Annotated in this window: 23 protein-coding genes; 7 read left to right on the top strand and 16 right to left on the bottom strand. The window is 38.2% G+C overall.

From position 1 onward, the window contains the following. Positions 1 to 50: 50 nt before the first annotated feature. A complete protein-coding gene (locus BS333_RS09385) occupies positions 51 to 419 on the bottom strand; it encodes a hypothetical protein (protein WP_021707962.1) in 369 nt (122 codons plus the stop codon). A gap of 532 nt (positions 420 to 951) precedes the next feature. Between BS333_RS09385 and BS333_RS09390 the strand changes: the two genes are divergently transcribed. From BS333_RS09390 to BS333_RS09415, 6 genes are all read left to right on the top strand, one after another. Beyond that, the gene (locus tag BS333_RS09390) at positions 952 to 2,139 is read left to right on the top strand and encodes a hypothetical protein (RefSeq protein WP_021707963.1); all 1,188 of its coding nucleotides are present in this window, start codon (positions 952 to 954) and stop codon (positions 2,137 to 2,139) included. A 488-nt stretch (positions 2,140 to 2,627) separates the two neighbouring features. Then, positions 2,628 to 3,149 (top strand): superoxide dismutase family protein, encoded by a 522-nt coding sequence (gene sodC, locus BS333_RS09395; protein ID WP_021707964.1) that lies wholly within the window; start codon positions 2,628 to 2,630, stop codon positions 3,147 to 3,149. A 266-nt stretch (positions 3,150 to 3,415) separates the two neighbouring features. Further along, entirely contained in the window at positions 3,416 to 4,072 is a 657-nt protein-coding gene (locus tag BS333_RS09400) for a hypothetical protein (RefSeq protein ID WP_033003100.1), read from the top strand. 260 nt (positions 4,073 to 4,332) lie between these two features. Beyond that, positions 4,333 to 6,174, top strand: a complete 1,842-nt coding sequence (locus tag BS333_RS09405; RefSeq protein WP_033003102.1) for a carotenoid oxygenase family protein — start codon at positions 4,333 to 4,335, stop codon at positions 6,172 to 6,174. Between the two features lie 116 nt (positions 6,175 to 6,290). Further along, entirely contained in the window at positions 6,291 to 7,901 is a 1,611-nt protein-coding gene (locus BS333_RS09410) for an FAD-binding protein (protein WP_021707967.1), read from the top strand. 132 nt (positions 7,902 to 8,033) lie between these two features. Beyond that, positions 8,034 to 9,101: a hypothetical protein gene (locus BS333_RS09415; protein ID WP_033003103.1), complete on the top strand. Its 1,068-nt coding sequence runs from the start codon at positions 8,034 to 8,036 to the stop codon at positions 9,099 to 9,101. A gap of 69 nt (positions 9,102 to 9,170) precedes the next feature. Here BS333_RS09415 and BS333_RS09420 read toward each other — a convergent pair whose 3' ends face one another. The 4 genes from BS333_RS09420 to accD all read right to left on the bottom strand — a co-directional run bounded on the left by BS333_RS09420 (position 9,171) and on the right by accD (position 12,310). Beyond that, positions 9,171 to 9,560 carry a hypothetical protein gene (locus tag BS333_RS09420; protein ID WP_021707969.1) on the bottom strand — a complete coding sequence of 130 codons (390 nt, stop codon included), beginning with the start codon at positions 9,558 to 9,560 and terminating at the stop codon, positions 9,171 to 9,173. 122 nt (positions 9,561 to 9,682) lie between these two features. Next, entirely contained in the window at positions 9,683 to 10,741 is a 1,059-nt protein-coding gene (locus BS333_RS09425) for a trypsin-like serine peptidase (protein WP_021707970.1), read from the bottom strand. A gap of 188 nt (positions 10,742 to 10,929) precedes the next feature. Then, positions 10,930 to 11,091 (bottom strand): hypothetical protein, encoded by a 162-nt coding sequence (locus tag BS333_RS22170; RefSeq protein WP_021707971.1) that lies wholly within the window; start codon positions 11,089 to 11,091, stop codon positions 10,930 to 10,932. A 355-nt stretch (positions 11,092 to 11,446) separates the two neighbouring features. Then, positions 11,447 to 12,310 carry an acetyl-CoA carboxylase, carboxyltransferase subunit beta gene (gene accD, locus BS333_RS09430; protein WP_021707972.1) on the bottom strand — a complete coding sequence of 288 codons (864 nt, stop codon included), beginning with the start codon at positions 12,308 to 12,310 and terminating at the stop codon, positions 11,447 to 11,449. Positions 12,311 to 12,406: 96 nt separating this feature from the next. On the opposite strand from accD, the gene BS333_RS09435 reads away from it, so the two are divergent. Then, entirely contained in the window at positions 12,407 to 13,312 is a 906-nt protein-coding gene (locus BS333_RS09435) for a LysR family transcriptional regulator (RefSeq protein WP_033003118.1), read from the top strand. A 192-nt stretch (positions 13,313 to 13,504) separates the two neighbouring features. Here the strand turns inward: BS333_RS09435 and BS333_RS09440 are convergent, their stop codons facing one another. The 11 genes from BS333_RS09440 to BS333_RS09485 form a co-directional block, all read right to left on the bottom strand. After that, complete coding sequence (locus tag BS333_RS09440; RefSeq protein WP_021707974.1) at positions 13,505 to 14,395, bottom strand: cytotoxic necrotizing factor Rho-activating domain-containing protein; 891 nt, start codon at positions 14,393 to 14,395, stop codon at positions 13,505 to 13,507. 41 nt (positions 14,396 to 14,436) lie between these two features. After that, the gene (locus tag BS333_RS09445) at positions 14,437 to 14,676 is read right to left on the bottom strand and encodes a hypothetical protein (protein ID WP_152428705.1); all 240 of its coding nucleotides are present in this window, start codon (positions 14,674 to 14,676) and stop codon (positions 14,437 to 14,439) included. Positions 14,677 to 15,553: 877 nt separating this feature from the next. Beyond that, entirely contained in the window at positions 15,554 to 16,165 is a 612-nt protein-coding gene (locus BS333_RS09450) for a hypothetical protein (RefSeq protein ID WP_021707976.1), read from the bottom strand. Between the two features lie 372 nt (positions 16,166 to 16,537). After that, positions 16,538 to 17,065, bottom strand: coding sequence for a DUF4765 family protein (locus tag BS333_RS09455; protein WP_021707977.1), 528 nt, complete (start codon positions 17,063 to 17,065; stop codon positions 16,538 to 16,540). A 308-nt stretch (positions 17,066 to 17,373) separates the two neighbouring features. Continuing rightward, positions 17,374 to 17,571: a hypothetical protein gene (locus BS333_RS09460; protein ID WP_021707978.1), complete on the bottom strand. Its 198-nt coding sequence runs from the start codon at positions 17,569 to 17,571 to the stop codon at positions 17,374 to 17,376. Further along, positions 17,571 to 17,738 (bottom strand): hypothetical protein, encoded by a 168-nt coding sequence (locus BS333_RS09465; protein ID WP_021707979.1) that lies wholly within the window; start codon positions 17,736 to 17,738, stop codon positions 17,571 to 17,573. The genes BS333_RS09460 and BS333_RS09465 overlap by 1 nt, the downstream gene beginning before the upstream one ends. A gap of 36 nt (positions 17,739 to 17,774) precedes the next feature. Then, positions 17,775 to 18,653: a hypothetical protein gene (locus tag BS333_RS09470; protein WP_033003105.1), complete on the bottom strand. Its 879-nt coding sequence runs from the start codon at positions 18,651 to 18,653 to the stop codon at positions 17,775 to 17,777. A 524-nt stretch (positions 18,654 to 19,177) separates the two neighbouring features. Next, positions 19,178 to 21,208, bottom strand: a complete 2,031-nt coding sequence (locus BS333_RS09475) for an NACHT domain-containing protein (protein WP_218927350.1) — start codon at positions 21,206 to 21,208, stop codon at positions 19,178 to 19,180. Positions 21,209 to 21,276: 68 nt separating this feature from the next. Further along, positions 21,277 to 21,738: a toll/interleukin-1 receptor domain-containing protein gene (locus BS333_RS22235; protein ID WP_218927351.1), complete on the bottom strand. Its 462-nt coding sequence runs from the start codon at positions 21,736 to 21,738 to the stop codon at positions 21,277 to 21,279. A gap of 884 nt (positions 21,739 to 22,622) precedes the next feature. Then, entirely contained in the window at positions 22,623 to 23,366 is a 744-nt protein-coding gene (locus tag BS333_RS09480) for a PP2C family protein-serine/threonine phosphatase (protein ID WP_021707982.1), read from the bottom strand. Continuing rightward, complete coding sequence (locus tag BS333_RS09485; protein WP_050568065.1) at positions 23,367 to 24,173, bottom strand: protein kinase family protein; 807 nt, start codon at positions 24,171 to 24,173, stop codon at positions 23,367 to 23,369. Positions 24,174 to 24,234 lie beyond the last annotated feature (61 nt).

A 24,234-nucleotide genomic window follows, 5' to 3' on the forward strand; every position in this document is an offset into this window, starting at 1 on the left:
CTTAAATCTAGGTAACTTGGGTATCCCTAAGTTACCTCAAGGTGGTTTATTCAATTAAATTTGTGTACTGTTATAAATTGCTGGACATCAATCAAAAAATCATTTTTAGAATTACATGTCGCATTCGCACTTAATTTGACTTTCGAGTAATCTTGAATCAAAGATAACAGTTTAATGTAATCATTTTTAAGTGAATGATTGTAAATTATCCTCATCGTCTTCACATCAGGGCAACCACTTAACCCCCAACCAATATCAGAATCAATATACCAACTACCATCATAGCCAACGGAAATAGAAGTAATATTTCTCTTCTGAGTGATAGGAATATCCGGACCAGTTTCAGGCTTAATATATGCATTTGACAATGAAGAAAAGGACAATGCTAAAGAAAGAACCAATACTTGTTTTTTTTTCATAATTACAGCCTTATTAAATTATGTCATAAACAGCCAAATCGCCTTAGGGCGAACGCTCTCAGGTAGTGTAAACGGAGGTGAATGATGCACCACTGTATTTAAAAGTCGCTGCCCTACCTGAGAGTTAGTGTCGTCACGTTGAACACATTATCTTGAGGTTACTTGGGTATAACTCTATTAAAATAGGAACATAACTACCCCAAGCTAAGAGCTAAATTTAATCTATGGATTTATTTAACCTAAACAAATCTTATTAAAAACTGGAAACATATTAAATAAAACTTATTAGTCACAGTTATCAAAACTAACTCAAATTAGCAATAGAACTATATTTAAAAACCTAACCCCCTATAATACAAATAAAAATAAAAACCAAAGTTAATTAATATTGAAATACACAACATAAAAGTGATATAGATATATTTTATTCATTCTTTTTTTGGGATAAAAACCACTTTATATAAATTCCCTGTCACTAGACCTCATGCTAGATTTGTTTTGACCATACCCATAACAAATAGTGAGATAACTAATGAAAATAGCAACAATAGCTTTATCCATTCCAGTGGCACTTATTTCTTCTATCGCATCTGCAAACATTCTATCCACCTATGGCACTGCAACTGAAAAGGCTTGTATCAACTTAATTGAGCCAACAACTCAAGATTTACTGGTCCAAATAAAGCAAACCATTTGGGATACGACTAACGTTGATACTCAAGATACCAATTTCATTGTTAATAGTGGTAGCCACGGCACTTATTGCGATACAGAGGTTATTTCTCATGATATTTATGTCAATGGTAAGGTAGCCGTGAATTGGACAGTACGTGACTTAGAAAGTAATGACATTGTTGCTCAGTTCAATACCGAGTCGCACTTTAATGGCGAAGGTGCAAATAACGACTGGGACCTGAACGAAAAAGGCCAATGCGGCAGTGAAGAAAGCTATGGCGTATACCTTGTTGCTAACAATATGCATTCTTGCGGGGCAATTTACAATGTCCCAGATGAGAGCGAAGTGCTCGCAGTTTTCGCACCCAAAATCGAACCTAAATCTACAAAGCATCCTAAAGATTCTAAGCTAGCTGATTTATCTGGGGGGCTGGTCGGTAATGCCCTACAAGGGAGTGGTGCAGGGATCTTACATGGTGTCTCACATAAATATTATGCTCGCATTGAAGATCATGGTTTCCCACTCACACCTTATTACTACAGCGGCGTTGGTATTGATACCAATAGCCTACAAGTAGGCAAGGACTACACGATTCATGTCGACACTGGCTTATGGCTTGGTAAAAACTCCAAACTATCATGTCAAAGAATCAGCAAAAGTGGAGTATGTAGCCAAGACGATTTCTCGATTGGTCTCATCCCCGAAGCGAACCCAATCAGTTATCAGATAACCTACTTAGGTGACTGTGCGAAGACAATGCCCAATGGTAAAAAAGCGGTGACTCCACTATTTAGCCAAGCCACTTTACTCTCAAATACGATGAATAACGGCCTACCACGAGCAAGAAATGTTAGGGTTAACCGATACAATAGCCCTGTTGTCAATGATATGAGCGCGAATATACACGGCGACTGCGATGTCAATAAAGCAAACACCCCCATCGATCTCGCCGGTAACCCTATTCATGGTTGTGGTAACAAAGACCGATTTAATAAATGGCCACAATGCGTGAAAATGGTCGACCTTAACGATTGGTTTGAGTAAGTAACGTTCAGAGATTGAGCCTCATAAAGCTTATGAAGAGTCATGAAATCATGACTGAAATATAAAACGATATCCTTAAATCAAAGCCATCTCTGCTGGGGTGGCTTTACAAAAAATAAACAATAGGCCAATTCTCTCCCACCCGCCCCGTCAAAAGCCCGATGTATAACCAATTTTAGTTGACCATAAAGTAACCTCAAGATGCTTTAATTGCTCTTAGTTTTAACTAACTCATTTTGAAATAGAAAGTACCTATCAATAAGATAGTTACAATCAATTATCTTTAAATATTTTGATAACGTTATAGTTAACGCAGAGCTGTGGCAATTTATGAAACTTGAAATACTTTAATCACTGTTGTATAATAACCAGCGGCAGACCTACATCAACCCCTATAAACAATAAGCCCAAATGCTTTACCAGCAGAGCTGACCTGCTGGCTTTTTATAACTTTACGTGATGTATCAACTACACAAGGTAACCAAAAAATGAAACTAAAAGCGGTACTTTCGATCTTATGCTTAACCTCTTCTTTCAGTACTCTTGCTGAACAAATCAAAGTAGAAATGATTGACTTGAATAGTGGAACAGTATCCGGTTCTATTACAGCGACAGAAACGGAATACGGCACCGTTTTTACTCCAAATCTTGAAGGCTTAACTGCAGGTCTACATGGATTCCATATTCATACAAACCCTTCGTGTGAATCAGCTGAAAAAAATGGTAAAACTGTCATGGGTGGCGCAGCTGGTGGTCATTATGATCCAGCTAAAACCAATAAGCATGGACTACCTTGGACAGAGGGCAACCATTTAGGCGATCTGCCACCGCTATTTGTCGACGCAGATGGCAAAGCATCACAACCAGTATTGGCACCTCGAATTAAACTCAGTGATCTGAAAGATCGTGCATTGATGATTCATGCAGGTGGTGATAATCACTCCGATCACCCAGCCCGACTTGGCGGCGGCGGTGCAAGAATGGTATGTGGCGTTATGAGTGCTAAATAAAAGAGTCAATGTATTGGTATTAACACTTTAGCGTAACAAATTCAGTATAGGGATAGCTGCTAGGCCATCCCTAATTTTTACTTTCATAAATTTGAAGAAAACCCAACCGAGAGAATGAAATATATACCCTTATCCCTCTTAATCCCGCACTTGTAGATCACTGAGTAAAAGTTGAAGAACCGCCAAGAAAACGGCATGATACAGACCGCTTAAGTTTCTCTTAAAAAAACTGACTTTATCCAACAATTTAAGGTTATCATTTACCTATGGAAAGCTTTTACGAGAGTGAGTTCATGCTCTCAGATTCGGTCCACTTTGTTTTACTGACCCTTGCTCTTGCACTTATTTTTCATTTACCAATTTGGTGTGGACGAAATTTCTGTAAAAGAAAATGGAAATACGTTGACTACCTTTGGCCCATTATCGCAGGGGTCGGCATGTTAGGCGCAGTCTCCGAAATTCGTTCCTCTGTTGCTGACAATTGGGCTCAAACAGAACAAACACGAGCAGTCACCATTCTCGAGGCGATTCAAGACTACTCAGTCCAACAAATCAAAAGTGAGTTCTGCTCAGGATTAATCCCTGCGACAGAGCAACAAACTTATAATGAGGCATGTCGTTGGTATTTATCGGTAGCAAAATATCTAAAATCTCTTGAGTTCAAGCAACTCCCTAAGATCAGCCACAATCAACTTTTCGCTTCTGCCCCTAATAGTGATTGGGCAAAAGATGATGTGGTTTGGGTTCAAGGTATGGTTGACGAATATCAAAAACAGAAAACACAATATGAACAAACCAAACTTGCCCAGATCAAACATCCATTAGAGCGCATTTTTTGGTATATCAGTCCTTATTTAGTCTGCTTTGCTGTCGCTCTTCGCTTAACAAAAGTCACCGGTGAGCTGAAACTGGAAAGCAATTAAAGGCTCTGAGCCAACCTATTTATCCTCATCTCAGCAGCACGATGCTCGGAGCAAAACTGACTTAGCCTGAGCATCTGTGCGTCAATGATGTCTCTTCAACTCAACTCAACTCAACTCAATACTATTGATCAAACTCATTGTAATTAGTTTAAATGTTTGCAATTTTTATCTGCTGCAATTCATAGTTTTGAAAATTAATCATTTCACAATATAAAACTCTTCTATTTTTAAAGTCATCGTTAATAAAAAATCATAAAAACATGAAGAGACGGACATTCCTTAAAGGCATGGCGGGGGCGAGCTTTTTCCCTCATCAATTACTTGCAAACCCCAGCACAGACAGCAGTGTATTTCCCACATCCATTATGCAGGGAAGTTTAGAGCCATCTTCTGGAGAGCTCCACCTGATTTACGGGCAGGTACCAAATGATATTCATGGTCACGTATTTTTTGCTGAGGGTATCCCTCTGGAGCCTGACCATTTAAGCCCAAGTGGACGTGGCGCCTTAACTCGAATTGATTTCTCACCTGAGAAAGTGACATTTCTACGTAAAATGATTGATACCCCCTCTGCAATTATGCAGCAGCACATTGACTGGGGGTTCGATAAATTCAGATTACTGGGTGGATTGGCCTATTACAGCCCCTCTATGGGCTTTGTTAACTACTGTAATACAGCACCAAATTACTTAGGTAATAACCGTTTTGCGCTCAGCTACGAAGGCGGGGTTCCCTATGAATTTGACGCCTTAAGCTTGGATCTTATTACCCCAATTGGGCACTATAACGAGTGGCAAAGTAGCCTTCCCCCATGGATGGATAGTTTTATACCCGATAAGTGGCTTTTCCCACAAATTAGAACCACAGGTCACCCATATTTTGACCTAGAATCTGACGAATGCTTCACGATTAATTACGGTGGCAATGTCGCGAATACGGGAACAAAAAACGGCTTTATTCATTTAATTAAATGGGACAAATACCACCCACTCCAAAGCTGGCGTATATTTGGCCGTGATGGTCACCCAGCCTTTATTGCTGCAACAGCACACTCACTCGGAGTAACCCGTCACCATGTACTCGTATTTGAAACTGCAGCTCAAGTTGAACCACTTCGAATGATGGGAATTCGCTCCGTTCAACCGCAGCAACATCGAACCCCGGTTTGGGTCATTCGTAAAGCCGATTTACAACTAGGACGAGAGTTTGTCATTGCCGATTATCTCGAATTGGACTTCGATACATCTGACATCATGTGCAATTACGACGACTCAGACAATGAAATCACCCTTTATGGTCAATATCTCGGAGCGATGGACAAATCTGAACCTCAATATTCGAGAGATAAACGCACCTTCGGTGGAAGAGTTCCCGATCAATTAGCGGGTTACCCAGCGGCCCCCATTGATGTTGGTGGGTTGGTCAGAGCAAGAATCGACGTCCAACCTCTCTCAGTAAGAGAGATCACCAGTGACTTTCGTTTAATTCGCGACGATCAATTGTTCTGGGATATGAACGACCCAGCGTATCGCGGACATTTTCAATTCCCTGAACAATTTGAACATATTTATTGGGCCGCCGTTGGATACCGAAGAGATCATGTACTTCAACGTGTTGCTGATGCCTACGAAGATTATCCTAACCGTTTATACACGAATGATAGCTTACCGCAGAACGATCAACCTTCGGCTTTAGTACATATGGATTGCTTAACCATGCGCCTAACGGATGCATATCAGTTTCCTGCCGATTGCGTGATGAGAACACCTCAATTTATGCCGAGAAAAAACAGCCACACTCAAGATGATGGTTACATTTTCACCGCTGTCGTACGCAATAGTCCCACCCATGCTACCGGTAATGGCAAAGAAATTTGGATTTTTGATGCCCAACACCTTGCGCAAGGCCCACTCGCAATTTTAGGTCATCCACAACTGAACTTTGCCACAACCAATCATGCTCTCTGGGTCGCCAATATAGGACCAAGGCCCTTCGATGTATATAACGCCAATGTAGGGGATTTCTTTCGCTCTAAAGCCAGCAACCACCGGAGCTCAGTAAAAGAAGTAATCGAACAATATATCCTACCGAGATTTGGTTGACACTACTTTCAAAATTTTGCCATAGCGCAGACTCTAAACATAGCTGAACACAACAAACACAACAATGTAGAAGCAACACCATAAATACAACAGCAAAATAAATAAGGAAGTTTTTAATGAACGTAACAACCACGGCCTTGAGTGCTTTTCTTCTCTCTATGGGCTTAGGCAGCACCTCTGTTCAAGCATCATCAACGGTTGGTCCTGCTCTCTCGAACTATCAAGGGACTTATACTTGCTACCCTGAGGCGATTTATGAGCCCAATAACATTGAAGAAGTACAAAGCATTGTTAAAGATGCCTTAGTTCGAGGCAAAAAAGTGATGACTGGCAACCGCAAATTTGCCAGCCAAATTGATGCGGCTTGCGCTGGTGATGATCAAGTTCAGATCACGCTGAGTAAGATGAATAAAATTCTCCATTTCGATTCAAACACCAAACGCATCACCGTCGAGGCAGGTCTAAGATTTAACGATCTCAATGACTTCCTCCGTCAGCAAGGCTATGCGATTAATATGGTGACCGAACTGGCTATCTTTACTATTGGGGGCATGCTAGGGAGTGGCACTCATGGCTCTACATTAGCAAAGCCAAGTAATATGTTGGCGGATTACGTCACCGAACTCAAAGTCGTCGATGGGCAAGGCAATGTCAGAGTGCTAAAGGGCGATTTACTCGATGCGGCAAGAGTCAATCTAGGAGTCTTAGGGGTCGTTGTCGAAGCAACCTTAGCGCTAGAAGATGCATTTAAAGTCAGTGCCGAGGTCAAAGGCTATCGGGATGATACCGGCTTAGAAGATAAAGTACTCGAGATCGCAAGAAATAATTACTCGGCGAATATTGCTTGGTTCCCAGGCCTTGGCCGCTATACAACTACCCTCTACAACCCTGTTCCAGCGGGGACACCAGGTCAAGCTTATAACGCTCAAGCTGATGTCAGCGATGCTGAAGAGTTTTTCTTTGGTTTGCTATTTAACGCCGCTCATGAGTTCCCTGGTTCCGGCCTACAATGTCTGGCTGCAACCGCACGATACAATGCAAGAGCGAAATCTTACTTTCGTGATAGCGTATCTGGTGACCTAGTTGCAGAACCTGTTGGCTACTCGGATCAAATGCAATATTTCAAATGCAAAGATCCCAATCAATGTATTTGGGATAGATTACCCATCGCCCTTCAAGAGGTGGCCATAGACATCGAACGCCTACCTGACTGGATTCGAGACGTACGCCAAATTGTCGCTAAGCACCCACGAACTTGTTTCCCGCTCAATGGTATCTATTTTAGATTTGGTAAAGCCTCTAAGAGTTACCTAGGTATGAGTGCAGGTCGTGAAACCGCATTTGTCGGCATCGAGTACACATTAAGACAAGAAGGCAACAGAGAGCCTAAGAATTATTTTGTGAACCTTGAAATCGAGCAAATGTCACTACGTAAATACGATGCTCGACCACATTGGGGCAAAAACTCGGTCGCCATTTTTGAAGAAATGCCATCACGTTTTCCTATGTGGTCAGAATTCTTACAAGCGAAGGCCGAGCTCGACCCTTATGATGTGTTTAGCAATCCATTCTGGCGTCGAGCGAGTGGAGAAATTCCACAAGCAGATAGCTTAAAGCCAGGATGTAACCTGCGTGGAGAATGTTATTGCCAAGAAGATTCTCACTGTCAAACAGGCACCACCTGTCAACCTGGCTTGCACTTCACTGAAGCAAGGATTTGCCGTTAATATTAAAACTACCCCTTATAAACTGCTAATTATAAAAAGTTAATGATGGGTAATAACTCATCATCATTTATTCAAGCGTTGACAGGAGTTCGACGCTTGAATACCCACCCGCTAAACAAGGCAATCTTATATATGCGCATATTATCTTCCCTGCTTTTTCTGTGGTGCTCATTGTTATCATTGAACAGCTTAGCAACGACTCTCGACGACATTCGTCCTCACCAACCTAGTTCAGAGCAAACTTGGGCTGAGCAATGGTTCTATAATATTTCTGTTCCTGAGGTGGGTTATTTTAAAATCAGTTTACAGACTTACATCGCTCCTGATTTTACTGAACCCACACCAAAAGGTTATGTTCATCTCGCTTTTACACCGATTAACGGCAAAACCATCAAGTACGACATATTCAGTGATGATTTGATCCTAGAGGGCTTTGACGATGCAGAACAATTTCATTACGAGATCCCCGGCGTTATTAGCGCCAATAAGCACACAGTGAATGTCAATTATGATCAGTTCCACTTTTCCATGAGTTGGGATGGTGAACATGCACATTACTGGCCGGGAAGAAACCCAGGACAAACTCCATTTAGCTTCATTCCAGATATTCCCGGTGTCGGCGGTAAATGGTTTCTTTATACTGTTGGGACACCCATTCAATACCATTTTTTTAACGGTGAAGAGTCTTTCTCCGGACGAGGCTATGCACAGTTAGATAAAGGCTGGTATGACAAAGAATCCAGTGCAGGGATGGTCTATACCATGGGACTCTCAGATGAACTCTATTATATGTTCACCGGAGCTCAAATCGGCACCTCATCGATTGAATTATGGGCAGGTCGGTATATTTCAGATCAATACGATCTGATTTTTTACCCTGCTATAGGCAACCTTTCAGTAAAGAGAGAGATCGATAGCTGTGCGGGTTATTTGAAAGTCGAAATGAATAAATTCAACCAAAGCATGGTCATGGAAGTTATGTCCGACCTTTCTGACTTCTATCCTCTTGCTTTTCCATCTGTCATTATTTTTGGTGGGGAACAAAAATACATGAAATCGATGAAAGCAAAGGTCAACGTAACGTTATTCGAGAACAGACAACTCGTAGAAACTATCACTATGCCGCAAGCACTATTAGAGTTCAGTGGTCCCTTCTATTGTGATGATCTCGATAAATTGGGTTCAAATATACCCAAGTAACATCGGCTACTTGGGTACAGCTCTAGTATTGCTAAGCATATTAGCTGGATAATATGCCTCTCGACAGATCTAAAGTGGCTTCGAAGGTGCAAATGGTGGATCGAGCTTAGTAAAATATCCACGGGAGAACATCACCCCACCTTCCGACAGTTGAACTTGAAATAAGTACCAGTTACTTAATCTATTGTCGGCCGGGTGAGCCACCTTACCTAATCGATAACACTTTGCTGCCACTTCACGATAATCTGGCTCAGAGACGGAGAAATATCCGAAAGCATTATCTTCATCTAGGATGTGTGCGCCCCATTGGCCTTCAATACTAACATAATCGCCGTTCTCGTCGTATAACCACTCCCACACATTTGCTTCTAAATCGGCACAATAAACATGTGTTGATTCTGCAAATCCATAGGAGGATATCGGTAGTAATGCGATAAGTAACCAACTCTTAACTTTCATTTTGTGTTTTCCTTAACTTGATTAATATACCCAAGTCACTTCCAAGTGCTTGGGTTGATGCTCATTTTACAAAATCTTTAATATGGTAGAAAATCCATAAAAGTCAATAAACAACAATGAAATTAAAGAGCTAATTTTTTACGTACAAGGCCAAACACTAGCAAAACCACCAGAGGAAAAAAGCTTATTGAACCACCAGACTTGCTATGAGGTTGTTTCGCACTTGGTTGCTGAACCTCCTCGATTGGAGCGGGCTTAACACTGTCAATGGAGCCATTATTTAAAGGAACTCCCCTTTTTAATCGAATCACTTCTGAGTCAGATAAATACAGCAACCCTTTATTGCCTGTGCTTTCGAGAACGTAAGTACAACGTTGAAAAGGTTTAATCGGCCCTTTTAAGCAAGTGCTGTCCTCAACATTAAGTATCGCACCACCCACGGTATAAGCACTGTCTGAAATGATATCACGGTGTAAAGACTGAACTTCAATCGTCGTATGTCCAGAGATGTTTGCGATTGTAGGGTAATGCCAGCCATTGATTGTGTCTAAAATAAAATCAGCCGCAAAATGTAGGTCAGTTGCAGTAATTGTTTCCGTCCCTATCGATTGATGAACGGCAACAATTTCATTTTGTTGATTGACCCATGCAGCGCCAGAGTCCCCACCTTCAGTCTGCGCTACTCCTCCTTTTACCGCTTCGATATTGAATGGAAAGTTACCATCCCTCTTATATAGAGTATAATCTGCACGCTTGGGGGCAAGGGTGCCTGCAAAACCATCGATGGTTATATTCTCGCTCTCGACATCGGTTGGTAAAGTCAGATCCTTAAAAAACTGTATTCTTGCTACATCTGTTACTTTCGATAACGTAATTATCGCAACATCCTCACTGAGAGACTCTGCAGTGTAATTAGGATGAATGGCGACACGGTCAACAAGGAGTTGCGCATATTGATGGTAGGCATCCGCTAAAAAATGGGGATTATGACCATGATCATAACAATGTGCCGCCGTCAGTACATGGTTACGGCCTATTCGTGTTCCGCTACACTCAAACAAAGACACCAGGTTGTCGTTCTCAGCCCAAACGATGGGCTCCCCACTAATAATTGCCCAAGCATTGCCAGTATAAACAACACACAAAGTCACACCAACAAGCATGAACCTTATTAATTTCATCTATTTTTTATCTTCTTTGGATTTAAATTCGCAGGATTTATAACATTAATAGCTAATGTTAGCTCATATAAAAAGACAATATTTTATCAAACATACATTTCCATTTTTTTGTCTCTTAAATTTGTTGTCTCTTAAAATAGCAAAAACCGCCACTATTGGGCGGTTGGAGTCATCACTTAGGCATAAACTCATACAGAGCTCTGTGATTCAGCAGAATCTTTTGCCTTCTTAGCCTGAGCTATTTTTTCTTGATCAAAATGCCATTTAATCGCAAAAAAGCCTGCTATACCAAGAGCAATTAGCTTAATAGCCATAGCAAAGTAAGGGAAAAAATCGGTCCAGTGTGACATTTTAAATCTCCAAATTATTATCTTCACATTAATGATGTGCGGTAGCTTTAAATTCCATCTTTATGGAAACATAAATATCACTATGTGCTTCAATAAAGACGACAAAAAAAGACAATACATAAAATATTCATTATCTGACAATATCCTAGTAATGAGATAAAAGCTAACAGAAATTTACGATGTTCTGATAATGATTTATAAAATTATGCGCATTTCAATTCACTCTACACTAGCTTGGAAGGTATCGTCTATTCTGCTTCACTAGCTTACCTGAATTTGGCTCACAACATCGCTCTGGAACCAACCAGAGAAGTCACTAGGGTATGCTCCGTATTACTTTTCTTCTGCTGCTCTTTTAAATATTACTGAATGTTGTATTGGTCATTTTCGCCATCAGCCTACCAATTGTCTGCCGCATATCTCGACGATCAATAATCATATCTAAAGCGCCATGCTCTATAAGAAACTCACTTTGCTGAAAGCCGTCTGGCAATGTTTCTCGCACCGTTTGTTCAATCACACGACGGCCAGCAAAACCAATTCTCGCTTCAGGCTCTCCAATATTAATATCGCCTAACATCGCTAAACTAGCGGAAACACCGCCAAACGTTTGATCAGTCAACACAGAGATATAAGGTAAACCTGCATCAGAGAGCTGTTTTAAAGCCGCACTTGTTCTTGCCATTTGCATGAGCGCCATTAGAGACTCCTGCATTCGAGCACCGCCACACGCAGAAAAACACACCAATCCACAATTCGCTTCTAAAGCCGCATTCACTGCAGCGACAAAACGAGCCCCCACCACCGAACTCATTGAACCAGCCATGAAAGCAAACTCGAAGGCACAAGCGACAACAGGTACTCCTAATACCTCACCTTTGATTACGACTAGAGCATCCTTCTCGCCTGTAGTTTTTTGTACCATAGCGAGTCGCTCTTGATAACGCTTTTTATCTTTGAAGTTGAGAACATCTTGCGGCTCAAGTTCACATCCAATCTCAACCCGTAATTGAGTATCCAAAAAGCTCTCTAACCGAGTGCGTGCGGTCATTCTCATATGATGCTGACACTTAGGACACACATTTAAGTTCTCAATTAAAGTGACGTGGAACAAGATCTGCTCACAGCGAGTACATTTGATCCAAATCCCTTCTGGAACATTAGCTTTACGAGTACTGATGATATTTTTTTTATTTAGGAGATTCGCTAACCAGCTCATTGGAAACCTTTACAGCAACTTAAAGAACAAACATTGTAAAGGGCTGTTTTAAGTAATAAAGTGCTGATTATTGGTTTTATTATCCAACCATATGGGATGAACAAAGTGCTAGAAAAAGTTGACCAACAATGGCTGAAGACTTTCCTCTGTGTTTATGAAAATAAAAGTTTTAAGCAAGCGGCGGAATTTTTATGTTTGCCGACTTCGAATGTAAGCCGGCATATTGCGTTACTCGAAGCACAGTTGGATATTCGATTATTCGATCGAACTACGCGAAAAATCTCACCAACAGAGGCTGGAGAACACCTTTATCTGCATACGCAGCCTATACTAGAAAAGCTGAATAATGTGCTTGAGGAAGTGTCACAACCGTCTGTTGAAGTAGTAGGACAGCTTAATATTCTCATGCCAGATTCACCCGAGTTAGCGCAAGCCGTTGTCTCTTTTTTTACTCAATATCCTGCTATTTCCGTATGCTGTGATACCACGCTCAACCCTAAAGAAGATTTTCTCGATGGCTTTGACGTCGTCTTGAGTTTTCAGCGAGGCAAACTCAAAGACAATAATTGGATAGCTAAAGAAATTAAGCGCTGGCCAAGTGCTGTGCTAGCTTCCCCTCAACTGTTAACAACACACAATAAGCCATTTAGACTGACTGATTTAAGAAATGTACCTTGCATTACTAGCTTTACTGCACTGAATGGTACACCTTGGGTATTTAAAAGCACAACGGGTGAACCATTAACTCAAAGAGTCAAATCGACATTTAAAGTCAACAGCGGCCAACTTGCGAAAGCAGGTGCATTGGCAGGGGTGGGATTCGCGATATTGCCTGTCGACTTATGCAGGCAAGAAATCGAATCAGGCACACTGCAAGTTATCCCACTCGAACTCGAACCTGAAGATCTCGTCTTGTATGCTTTTTATCCCTCTAGAAAGTATCTGGCCAAAAAAGTCCCTGCCTTTATACAACACCTATGTTATCAAGCGAATAGAAACTGAAGTAAACATTACTATTCCACCTTTATTAAACTCATATTGCCTGGTAAACGGGCACAATACCCTTAAATAGGCCACCTGCACCAGATGAAAAAGCACGGTAATAGATATGAATATCTACGGGTATCGCCCTCTTTCATCTGCCTTGAGTTTAATCTTACTCATCAAAGATAATTAGTAACTCTCGATTGTGGATCACAATTTTGGGGTTAAACTGAACATCGCACTACTTATCGAGCGGGTTTCAAAACTATTTTTATCTACAGCCATATCATCCCCTAACACTTGGACATTGATTTTGCCTTGCTTTTTGCTGACCAAAGCCAATGCATTACCTACTCGGGGATCTTTATTTTCAGGGGTTGAGTCATAATCAAAGTACTTTACATTATGTTCACTTGTAAGAGGCCTATCGTCACCACAATATACAAGTACAGATTGGTCAAATTTGCTAGATAAGTAACTTACGAGCTCTTGGTTATTGGCACACTGGATATTACTTGGATCCTCACTGGTTAACAACGCTATACTTTTTGCAATTGATTCAGCCCCCTTTTCACCAGTAACCCATACAGTCTTTTCATTTTCATGCTGACCTGCATGCAGCGCAAATAGTTTATTCATTTTAGTTGCAAAAACTACTGAACATCCTGATAATGCCCCACCATGAATTAATAGCGGCTCACCTTCTTTCACGTTATTTAAATCAAATGATATTCTAAAAGTACCTTTGTCACCATTATCGATCTCCAGAACATTCAAATTATCTTCGAATTGTGTTTGATGATAATATTGGCCTATTGGGCTTCCTGGCAACATTTCTGCCGAAGTGACATTTTTTCCTGTGAAATAAGCCAGTCCTGGTTTACTTGCAGCTGATTCCTCACGAACTTCCTGCCTTTTCGCATCATTCTGTACATGGGAGATAGAGAAAGGTAAGCGATCACAAGATCCATTATTATCGATAATCCCCTTTCCAATTAACGGTGTCAATTCTCCTTGAATTACAGTTGAAATATCGTCACTTTTTTTCCGCGATATTTCAACTGTACTAAATTTATTTCTCTTAGGATCACGTAACCACATTTCTTTAGCATCTTTGGATGAGTTAGTTACAAGCTCAATAGTTAGAGGGACCTTAGATAACTTTTTTTATCTCGCCCATGACTACTACTGAAATTAGCTTTAAATCTGGATATGTGTCCTAAATTTTCTTTCTTTTGATTTTCTTTCTTTTGTCTAAATTCTTTATCTGTAAAATTTTTAATTGATTTAACATTTTCTAAATTTTCAAATTTATCTGGTTGCTTGTTTGTAACATTTAAAGCAAACATTGACCGTATATTATTTAAATCTATTATTGGCATGAAGTAAGTACTTAAAATCATTGGACTATAGATTTTTTATCATTATCCTCTCCCTGCCATCAATATCACGAGACTATTTCTGAAATATGCTGAAAAATCTCTACAGCTACCTTCTGATCCTGATTTTTGTTGTATATGATTCCTATTATGACAAATGTTCGACTTTGCTATCCCCTCTCAGGCCTCCTAAAACGCTCTAAGCGGATATTTGGACGCTTGTTTAGAGCAGCTCTATAAACCCATAACCCTTTGAAAATCCTGACGCTTTTAGAACGATTTATAGAGTAAAAATCACTTTCGGAGAATCAAACATGAGTAAATCATAAATAACTACACTTTCTGTCATTGTAATTTATAGATCAGGAACCTGCGTTACTCTCTTTTTGTGAGCAATCAATTTTGAAAAAATACATTTACTTAAAACCCGCTTGAGACACTGCCTCTCTAACTCTTTCTAATCCTTAAAGAGATCCTTCACCTTTAAATGAGATCTTTCAAAAGATGACAAAAACAAGTCTGACTATTTACTTTCAATGGCTTAGAAACATATCTAGGAAACTATCTTTGTGATTTTATTTAAAAAACCATTTATCATATTATTTAAATTACACTTTAACGATAAAATAGAGCCACAAGTATTCTTATTGCCTAAAAAATATATTATTTTTTCGTATTAGTAATTATTTCCCGTTAAATTCAAGCAAAAACTACACATATCTAAAACCTGTTCTATACCCATAAGGCAGCTCAATATGAACTTTTCATATGTTTTCTTTGCAAAAACACCTCCGTTCTGGAGGTGTTTTTTATCTGAATCTCGATGTGCACTAAGTGACGTTACGTTAAATCGACCGCCTAGGCACAACGAACATTATGGTTAATTATCTTTTCGAGATAAAATCTTAGCCTTCAGCTCTTCCATCATACCTGACGAACCAGTTACCTTTGCATGATTGGCAACATAAGTAGACGCCTTGAATTTGTTAGCTGCATCATTTGTTGCTTTTTCTTTATTTGCTTTATCAAGTACATTCCCGTCAATTTTAGCCCACTCTCCTTTTCTTTTTGGGGTGCTTACCTTAGATAAAGGCGGAGGTGGAGGTGGAGGCGGTATAAGTGTACCTCCAACATTAGCCACTATTTTTTGTGTTGTTAAATTTTCAAAACAAGAAGAGACATTCTGTTTAATTACACCCTCTGTAATCGGCTTTTTTTGCTCCTTTTTTTGGGGAGGAACAGGGCCACTTCCTAACTTCTTGTTCAATTCACTCATAAAAGCAATCTTCTTATCCCGACCCTTAGAATCTAATTTTACTCCAATATCTACCAGTTTAGGTGAACCGTTTATTCGTGTGGCGGGCATGTTAAACCTCTCCCTTACAGAGGAAGCGAGTACATTACGAGTTTGTTTAACTTGCAGTGAATTATTAGCACCTTCACTTTCCCTAGCCAAATTTTCAAACATTGAAGCCAATTTATCAACTTTCAAAAAATACTCCAGAATTAGTTTCTTTTCATATCATCAACTTAGATTTAATTTACATTGTTATTATCCACATCCCAGAATTGACGTCGTGTGACTATTTGTGACTATTTCTGAAATATCCAGCACTGCTCAAAACTCACATTTTAAGCAGGGCTGTTTTTTTTGTGTTTATTATTCCTGTTATGTTCAATCGAGTGACTTCGTAGCGAAGAACGGCTCCCAATCGGGAGCCGTTCTTGTGTCTGAATCGGAGTGCGGACTAAGTGTCGTTACGTTAAATCTACCTCGAACGAGCGTGATCGTGTAACAACAAGATAGACGAAAGACCGCCAATTGGCGGTCTTTCTAAAAATCGCAATTCGGATATTATGTTTACTATGATCCATTTGGTGTAAATGGCTCAGGTTTTCCTAATGTACAATCTACAACGGCTATCGGTTTAACATTAGCATTAGGCTCCAAGATCCAACCAGATTCAGATCGGCTTCCCTGAGTTAATAAGCTTCGCTTAACCTCAACAACAACTAAATAGTGATCTCGTGCATATCCATTCCCCACATCCTTACTTGCTGTATATTCAGGTAAGTTTCTTCCTCTCCCTATTTGATCATGAAAACGAGATTTTTTCGCATACCTTGAAGGTATCTTTTTTTTGGGTTTCAATTCAGGCATAGCGATTACGTCATTTTTACTAACACCTGATGCTGTTTTATTTTGCAATATATTTTCAGCCTGCACACGATTAGTACCTCTCCACAAAACCACATATTCATCAGAGCTCGCGTGCCTTACTAAATCATCATCTGTAGGAAAAAAATCAAACGGAACCACATCTGATGCATCTTCTGATGTACCATCTTTTATAGAAAATAAGTCCAAGTGCAATACGTTATTATCTTCCATACTTGTTAAAAAACGAGGACTGTTTCGTATACTTTTCACATTGGAGGCAAAATGGGAAGGATTTTGACCTACTGTCCCAGATACGGGGGATACGGGGGATACGGGGGATACGGGGGATGCAAGGGATACGGGCATAAATATCTCAAGGTCGTTGAATTACATAATTCATCATTATATCCCCCTCTTTGAGCAAACTCACAATACTGTTTCTGAAATATCCTGACAACCTCTACCGCCCAAAGAAATGCACATTTTCGCTTTGTTATAACATTGGGCGCTTTACATTATTTGGTCTTAGGCCATGGAGATCATTCTATTTGATAGCTACCTGCAGAACTCCCAGCGTCAACCGTGACCTGAGCATTTTGCGTGATTTCGTCTATCACTGCATGGGCAATCGCTTCGGCCATGGCGGCGCTTTTCGCGTGTGGGCCATTGGTCTCAAACCCTCTCGCTTGTAACTCTTTAACGAGTTTGTTTGTCAGTGACGTTTTATCTAACGCCATTATTTACCCGCCTTAACCGTTGAAGATAAATCAGAGTGAGGTTTGCCCGTGTAAGCGCAAATACAATCGCCTTGCACCACACCTTTACCCCCATTCATGGTGATAAGGTCAGCGCTAAAGCGTATGTTCTTAGCACTGGCTTCGATGTCTTTCTCAACCTTAATCACCTGATTTCCAAGCAAATAAAAACTGAAGTAATATGACTACTCAACCTTTATTAAACTCATATTGCCTGACTGGAAATTAATTTTCACAACAAAAGACTTAAAAAAATCAGTCCCTAATATACCGTCCATTCTAAACTCATCATCAAAGGGATAAAGTAAGGCATCACTTTTAAAAGGAATCTTGCCTGCGATATTGAAGTCTGTTTTTATGTTTCGGCAATCTAAACCTTCCCCTAAATCCATATCACAGACGTTTATCTTTTCTTTAGGATCAACTTTTTGAGAAGCAAAGAATGACGATGATGCCCCAGTATCTAACACCATCGAGTAAGCTTTATTTTTAGAATGCAAAGGTACCGTGATTCCCTCAGCTTCACCTTTAAACGGAAATGAAAGTTCGTCGCGTTTTTTTCTGACTTCTGCATGATTTTCTACAACGAGTTTATTCTTTGAGTAGTCAATCGTTAATACTTTTCCTGTAAACAGCCCTTTGCCTATAACGAGCTGATTCGCTTCTTGGCTTGGTTGTTCTCCATTTTTAGTAACCGTTACTCCCCAGGGCTTAAAATCTACACCTTTCAGATCTTTAAAAGACATACAGCTGATGAATAGTTCAGAGATGATAAACTCGCTATCATATGACATGTCACCATCAAGATTCATACTTCTAATCTTTTCACCAGTATACTTTAGTTGATTAAAATTGCTGACTTGTTCCTTTGGTATGTGGATGCTAAATGAAGAGCCTAAATCAAAGAGCGCTTGATACTCTCTTTTATTGATCGTTAAAGTTAAATAAGGAAGGTTAAATTTATCTAGTTTTAAAGGGATCTCTATTTTATTACAGTTTTCCGTAGAATAAGCTTTTGTTGATAGAGTAAAAATAAAAATACACAATAGGTAAAACTTCTTCATAAGCAGCAAGTGAATTCCTTTTCATATTTAGAGTTATCGCTTCACAACTATAATCGCTTAAAAATCATTTTAAAAGCGTCGGTGAGGCAAACTCATCATTGCTAATTATGTCAATTTCATTATTCCGCTCGTGAGAAATGCATCCATCACGCAGCACGTTGGGAAAGTTAGAAGATGGATTTTAACGTGGACAATGGCATGTCCACGTAAAACTTGAATACCTGAGAAACGGAGGGCTGATCGGCTTTTCCAATAGGCTTAAGAGGTTGATAAGTAAAACTATCGGTTGGGATGGTTTAAGATGTGATCATCTAAACCAAGAAAATCAAAATCTATATTAATCAATAGCTTAATCACATTCAAATGATTGATTGGCGATAAAGTGGCGACACCGAAGCCTGTGTAGCCAATTTTAGGAGATAGAGGAGCTTTTACTTTCCCTATGTATTATTTGTGATCTTGGATGTATAGATGCTCATTAAAGGCACAATACTAACCTAAATACTACCTTCAGATAATATCATTTATGCTTCCTTAGCAATTCTTTTTCTATCCATTATACGCTGCTTTTGAATTGTAATGCCGAGTAGCTCTGAAAGTTGCTGTTTTTCCCTATAATCAACAGGGAACATATATATATGTTGAACTATCATTTCCTTTAAAATTCTTGTGCATACAGGGTTGTCTTGAAGTTTAGTCTTACATTTTGTCACATTCTCAATTTTTAAAGATCTATTGAATTGAAGCTCTATTGCTAAATTAATAAGGTAAAATGCAGGTGTATCCGACTTTTCTTCTAGATAGCTATAGATCTCTAGAGCTTCTTTCGAACCAACAGATAATGCTATTTTTCTAACAACAGCACTTATTACACCGTAAGTTAAATGAAGGTATGCACCTTCTGCGAATTTTTCTACTTCTTTATCTGTTAGATTAGGGAACTCTACTAAATGATTAGTTATCATTTTTTTAATTTCATCTTTGGACAAATCTGATATCTTAATAAAATATTCAAGAAATCTTAAACCAGTGGATATACTACATTCTGCTAAGTCAGCCAATAAGTCTTTCGTTAAACTTGCATGTCTATTTCTTATTATTTGGCCTGCTATTTCCATCCCTTTGAAAGTTTTATTAATATTAGCAAGAATATCTGGAGTTTCAATAGCGTCCTCTTTAACTGATTTCTCAGGCACGTGCTTTCGTTCAATATCATCAAGCTTCTGGTTGTATTCATCCCGTTCTTTTTGAATTTCTCTTTGTTCGAGTATGAGTTCGGGAATTTTCTTCATAAACTCATCCATAAATGACAATCGCTCTTTTTGCAGAGTAGCTACATCCTGATCATAAAATAGTTTTTTTAATACTTGCTTTATCTTACTTAGCACCCAAGAATCTTTGGTATGATGGGTAATAAATATTAATATATTTGCAAAATCTTCTCTATGTATAAGTTCTAATAGCTTGTTTACCTGTTCTTTAACATCTTTAGAGTCGAAGTAAGAATCTGCAAATTTCTTACCAACAAAATAATAGTAAATATATGGATACTTAAAGCTAACTTTAACGTCATCTTCTTTTAAAATTGAATGAGTGATTAGTTTTTTCAAAACCACTTCACGATCTACACCAAGATATTTTTTGCAGTATTCAACAAAAAAATCATCTAATTGTTTCTTGCTTGGTTCTGTTTCTGACTCAAAAATCCACCAAGCCAATTCTGTAAGTACATTTAAATACTTTTCAAACTCATGTTTATTTATTTTTGCCTTGTCAAAGGATTGATATATGAGTTGCTGATAACAATGCCCATATGAAGTCAAATCAAGGTTTAATTGCGCATTTGCTTCAAACATCTGTAATAACATTAATACATATATAGGTTTAGAAGGAACAATATTATTTTTAATAACAGTGTTCAAGCGAGATTTTAAATCATCGCATTGTGAGTATAAATCAATATCTTCAATACACTCCTCTATACCAAGAGAAATCCATTTCCTAACAATCTCCTCTCTTTTTTTATTACCTAAACTTAATATATTTGCTTTTGCATGAGAATCAAGTTCAGGAATATCGCTGAATACATACTTGAATGAAGTATGACACGTCATAATTGAAATCGGGAATATTTCATTAAGCTTTTCAAGAAATACACTTCTGTATCTTTTATTTAACTGAATTTCATCGATATTATCTAATAGAATAACTCTATTTTTTTTACTGCAATAATCTTTATATGTAAGGTTGGTATATTGTTCATTTATTGCTTTTGTTATAGAAATCTCTATATCTGATTTTTTAATATTTTTAGCATCTATATATATAGGTAAATATTCAGACAATAAAAATTTTAAATAATAATTCTTCAATAACGATGTCTTGCCCTGCTGTTCTTCACCAGATAGGAGATAACAAGCAGGTCTTTCAAGAATCACTCTCGAACTCTTTATATCTACTAAATCTATATCTTTAGTAGTTGTAGGCTCTAAATCAAGATCAGGAAATACATATATACTAGAAAGAGTAATTTTATTTACTTTTCTATGGGTCAATGATATTTCAGTATCGTTGGCCCATTCTAGTATTTTTTTTTGGGGCGTAATATTAGTTTTATTAACCTCTACGATCTCAAGTTTTTTTTTGGTTTAAACTCATTAATATGCTCTTTAATGCGATTAATTGCATCTAACCATGCTGTATCTGTATTTTCCCAAGTTGTAATCGCTTTTGCATCTTTAGGCACTGCTTGAAATTTAGAAAATTCACATGAGTTCCAATCACAAGGCCTTAAAATTATCGAAATTATTTGTGCAGATCCTTGCTCTTGCCTCTCTATCGCACGCTTTACTTCCTTATCATAACAATAATCTGATGCAAGAAAGCTCGGGCTGACAAGAAGTATTATTATATCTGCACTTTCTAAATTAGTGTCAATTTGGTCTTTCCAATCCTCTGCTGCTAAGATTTTTCTGTCATGCCAGACCGAAATAATATTAGTTCTTTTTAACATAGTTAAATGTTCATCGAGATCGTCTTTAAGAGATTCATCTTTATGTGAGTAACTTATAAATACTTTTTTCATTTTACCTCCAAGTACTCACTACTGTTTGTACTATTAATTTTTACTGACAACTAAAATAATTACCGAGCAACATCAAAAGAAATTATATGCAACTAATCTTTAACTTTTAATAAATTACCTAATATTTCTTCTGCCCTCAATTTATAGTATGGCATTCTGGGTGTTCTGTCGCAAAACAGATCATTTATCGTCTCGACAAATCCTTTCTATCGCAAAAAATCACATTTTCTGTCAGCATACTCTTAAGATAGAGATGTTCTGTTCTTTTCTTGAGGTGATCAATTTTGAAAAAATATATTCATTTAAACCCACCTTGCAGCCCCGTTACTCTTACCTCTCCTGATCCTTAGAGAGATCCATCGTCTTTAAATGAGATCTTTTAAAAACCGACAGAAAGTAAGATCATCCACATAATTTCAATAACTTAAGACAATTTAGGAGAGGTTGTATTTGTGCTTTTTTTTCAAAAAAACTGAAAGTTTTTCAGTTTTTGAAATTTTTAAAAACGCTCTGTAAGCCATTTTAAGCGGCTTTAATTTTCTCCAAATCGAGCTATGGGTAAGGCTTCGTTTGATAAACTCAGAGACGCGGTGATAGGCAGATTTCGACGTTTAGGAATTGCGAAAAACTTAGATCGAAAAGCGCGCAGGCGGGGAGAGGTTGTGCAATTTCCGCCATTTTCTTTTCATTTATTCTCATTTTCATACGTTTGCTGTAACTTGCTTACAAAAAAGCGCCCTATTAGGGCGCCTAATACAATCTGTAATTCAATTAATATCAGGTTGTCGAAAAGTTAAATGATGAAGTTTGAGCTATCTCGCCTCAATCAGCTAAGTAAAAACATAACTAATTAAGACACCCACCCCTAACGATTTGTAATAAGCTTATTTGATTTCAACTTTAACATTCATGCAGGTGTAGTCATCTTTTGGCCCTCTTCGTTCAATTCTTTTCCGCAAACTGTTTATAAATGCAGAGGGCGTTGACATTGTTAGATCCGAGAACCTTGGCCTATGATGCCAATAATCATAAGCACCATCAGACATGATAGATAATAGCAGCGTTCCATCTTCAATAAATTCATCTATTTTTACCACTGTAATTTCATAGTCTAATTCAATTTGAGATGATAATGCTTTTGTTATAACACTGGATAACCTTTCCTTTCTTTCATTAATTTTTTTGACCGGATGCTCACCTTCTTCTATCATTTCTTGGTATCGGGTGTGATCTCTAGTCAACTGCTTTAATTTATTACCTTTCTTTATATAAACCCTACAGTCTCCTGCATGTCCAATAATAATCTCTTTACTTGTTACATATACAGTTGTTAGTGTTGTAGCCGCCGTAGCAAAGTTGCTATCTATTAATGATAACTCGTTAATATTTTTCTTTGCTAAATTAAAGGCGGATTGAGTTGAAAAACTACCTTCACTTACACTATTCTCGACTGATTTGATTGCACTTTTAGATGCGCTGCTCGCACCAGCTATAGACCCTACACCATCAGCTATCGCAAAAACTAAATTACATTGACTATCGTATATAGGCTGTAATAGAAAATCTTCATTTTCAACCTTCATTGGCTTTGAATAGCTAAAACTACTTACTTCTAGTAACTGAATCATTTAATTGCACCCTATTTCATTTATTGTCAAATTGAAATCTTCAAGTAATTCATCAATATTATTATATCGGTCTGCCTGAAAGTATTTCGTACACTTTTCAGTAATATTTTTAATAGAGCTAGGCGCATCCTTTCCACCATATATATCCAGTATAACCATGCCAATAGAGTATATATCACTTTGAAAATTAAATTTCTCTTTATTATTAGCAACATCGGGATCTACATAGCGACCACTTCCCATTTTACTTATTCTAATGTCAGTTTGATAAGTGGCTCTATCCTCTTTCAAATCTTTAACTAAGCCAAAATCGGTAATTTTAAACGTAAAGTCAGCATAATATAAGATATTGGCAGGTTTAAGATCTCTATGAACATATCGGTTTTCATGTATGAATTTCACGGCATGCAATATATCAAGTACTGCCTTCTTTTTTAACTTTTCATCCATCCCCTTTTGAATCATATCCTCTAGGTTACCCTTTGCGAGTTTCATGAAAAAGAATGGTGGGTTTTTATCTAACTCTAAGTGAATTATCGGTGCTATGTACTTTGAATTTTCTTGGCTTAGCTGATATTGAATAGTCGCTTCTTGAACAAATCTCTGCTCTAATCCAGCTATTTCTTTTATTTCACTATCATTATTGCTTCCAGATGGAGAATATATTTTTCGAGCACAGAGCTTTGTTAATGGCTCACAGTTTCCATATGCAAAAACCTTATGGACCATGCCGAACCCCCCAGAACCTAGTTTATTTAAAACTAATATTTTATAGCCATTTAACTCATTAACTATTTTATTTTTCATTAATAAATCAACTTTAGAAATCAACCAAAATCAAAGAAGAATAATCGTATTCACTTGTAAT

The organism is Vibrio azureus (assembly GCF_002849855.1).
GTDB classification, from domain to species: domain Bacteria; phylum Pseudomonadota; class Gammaproteobacteria; order Enterobacterales; family Vibrionaceae; genus Vibrio; species Vibrio azureus.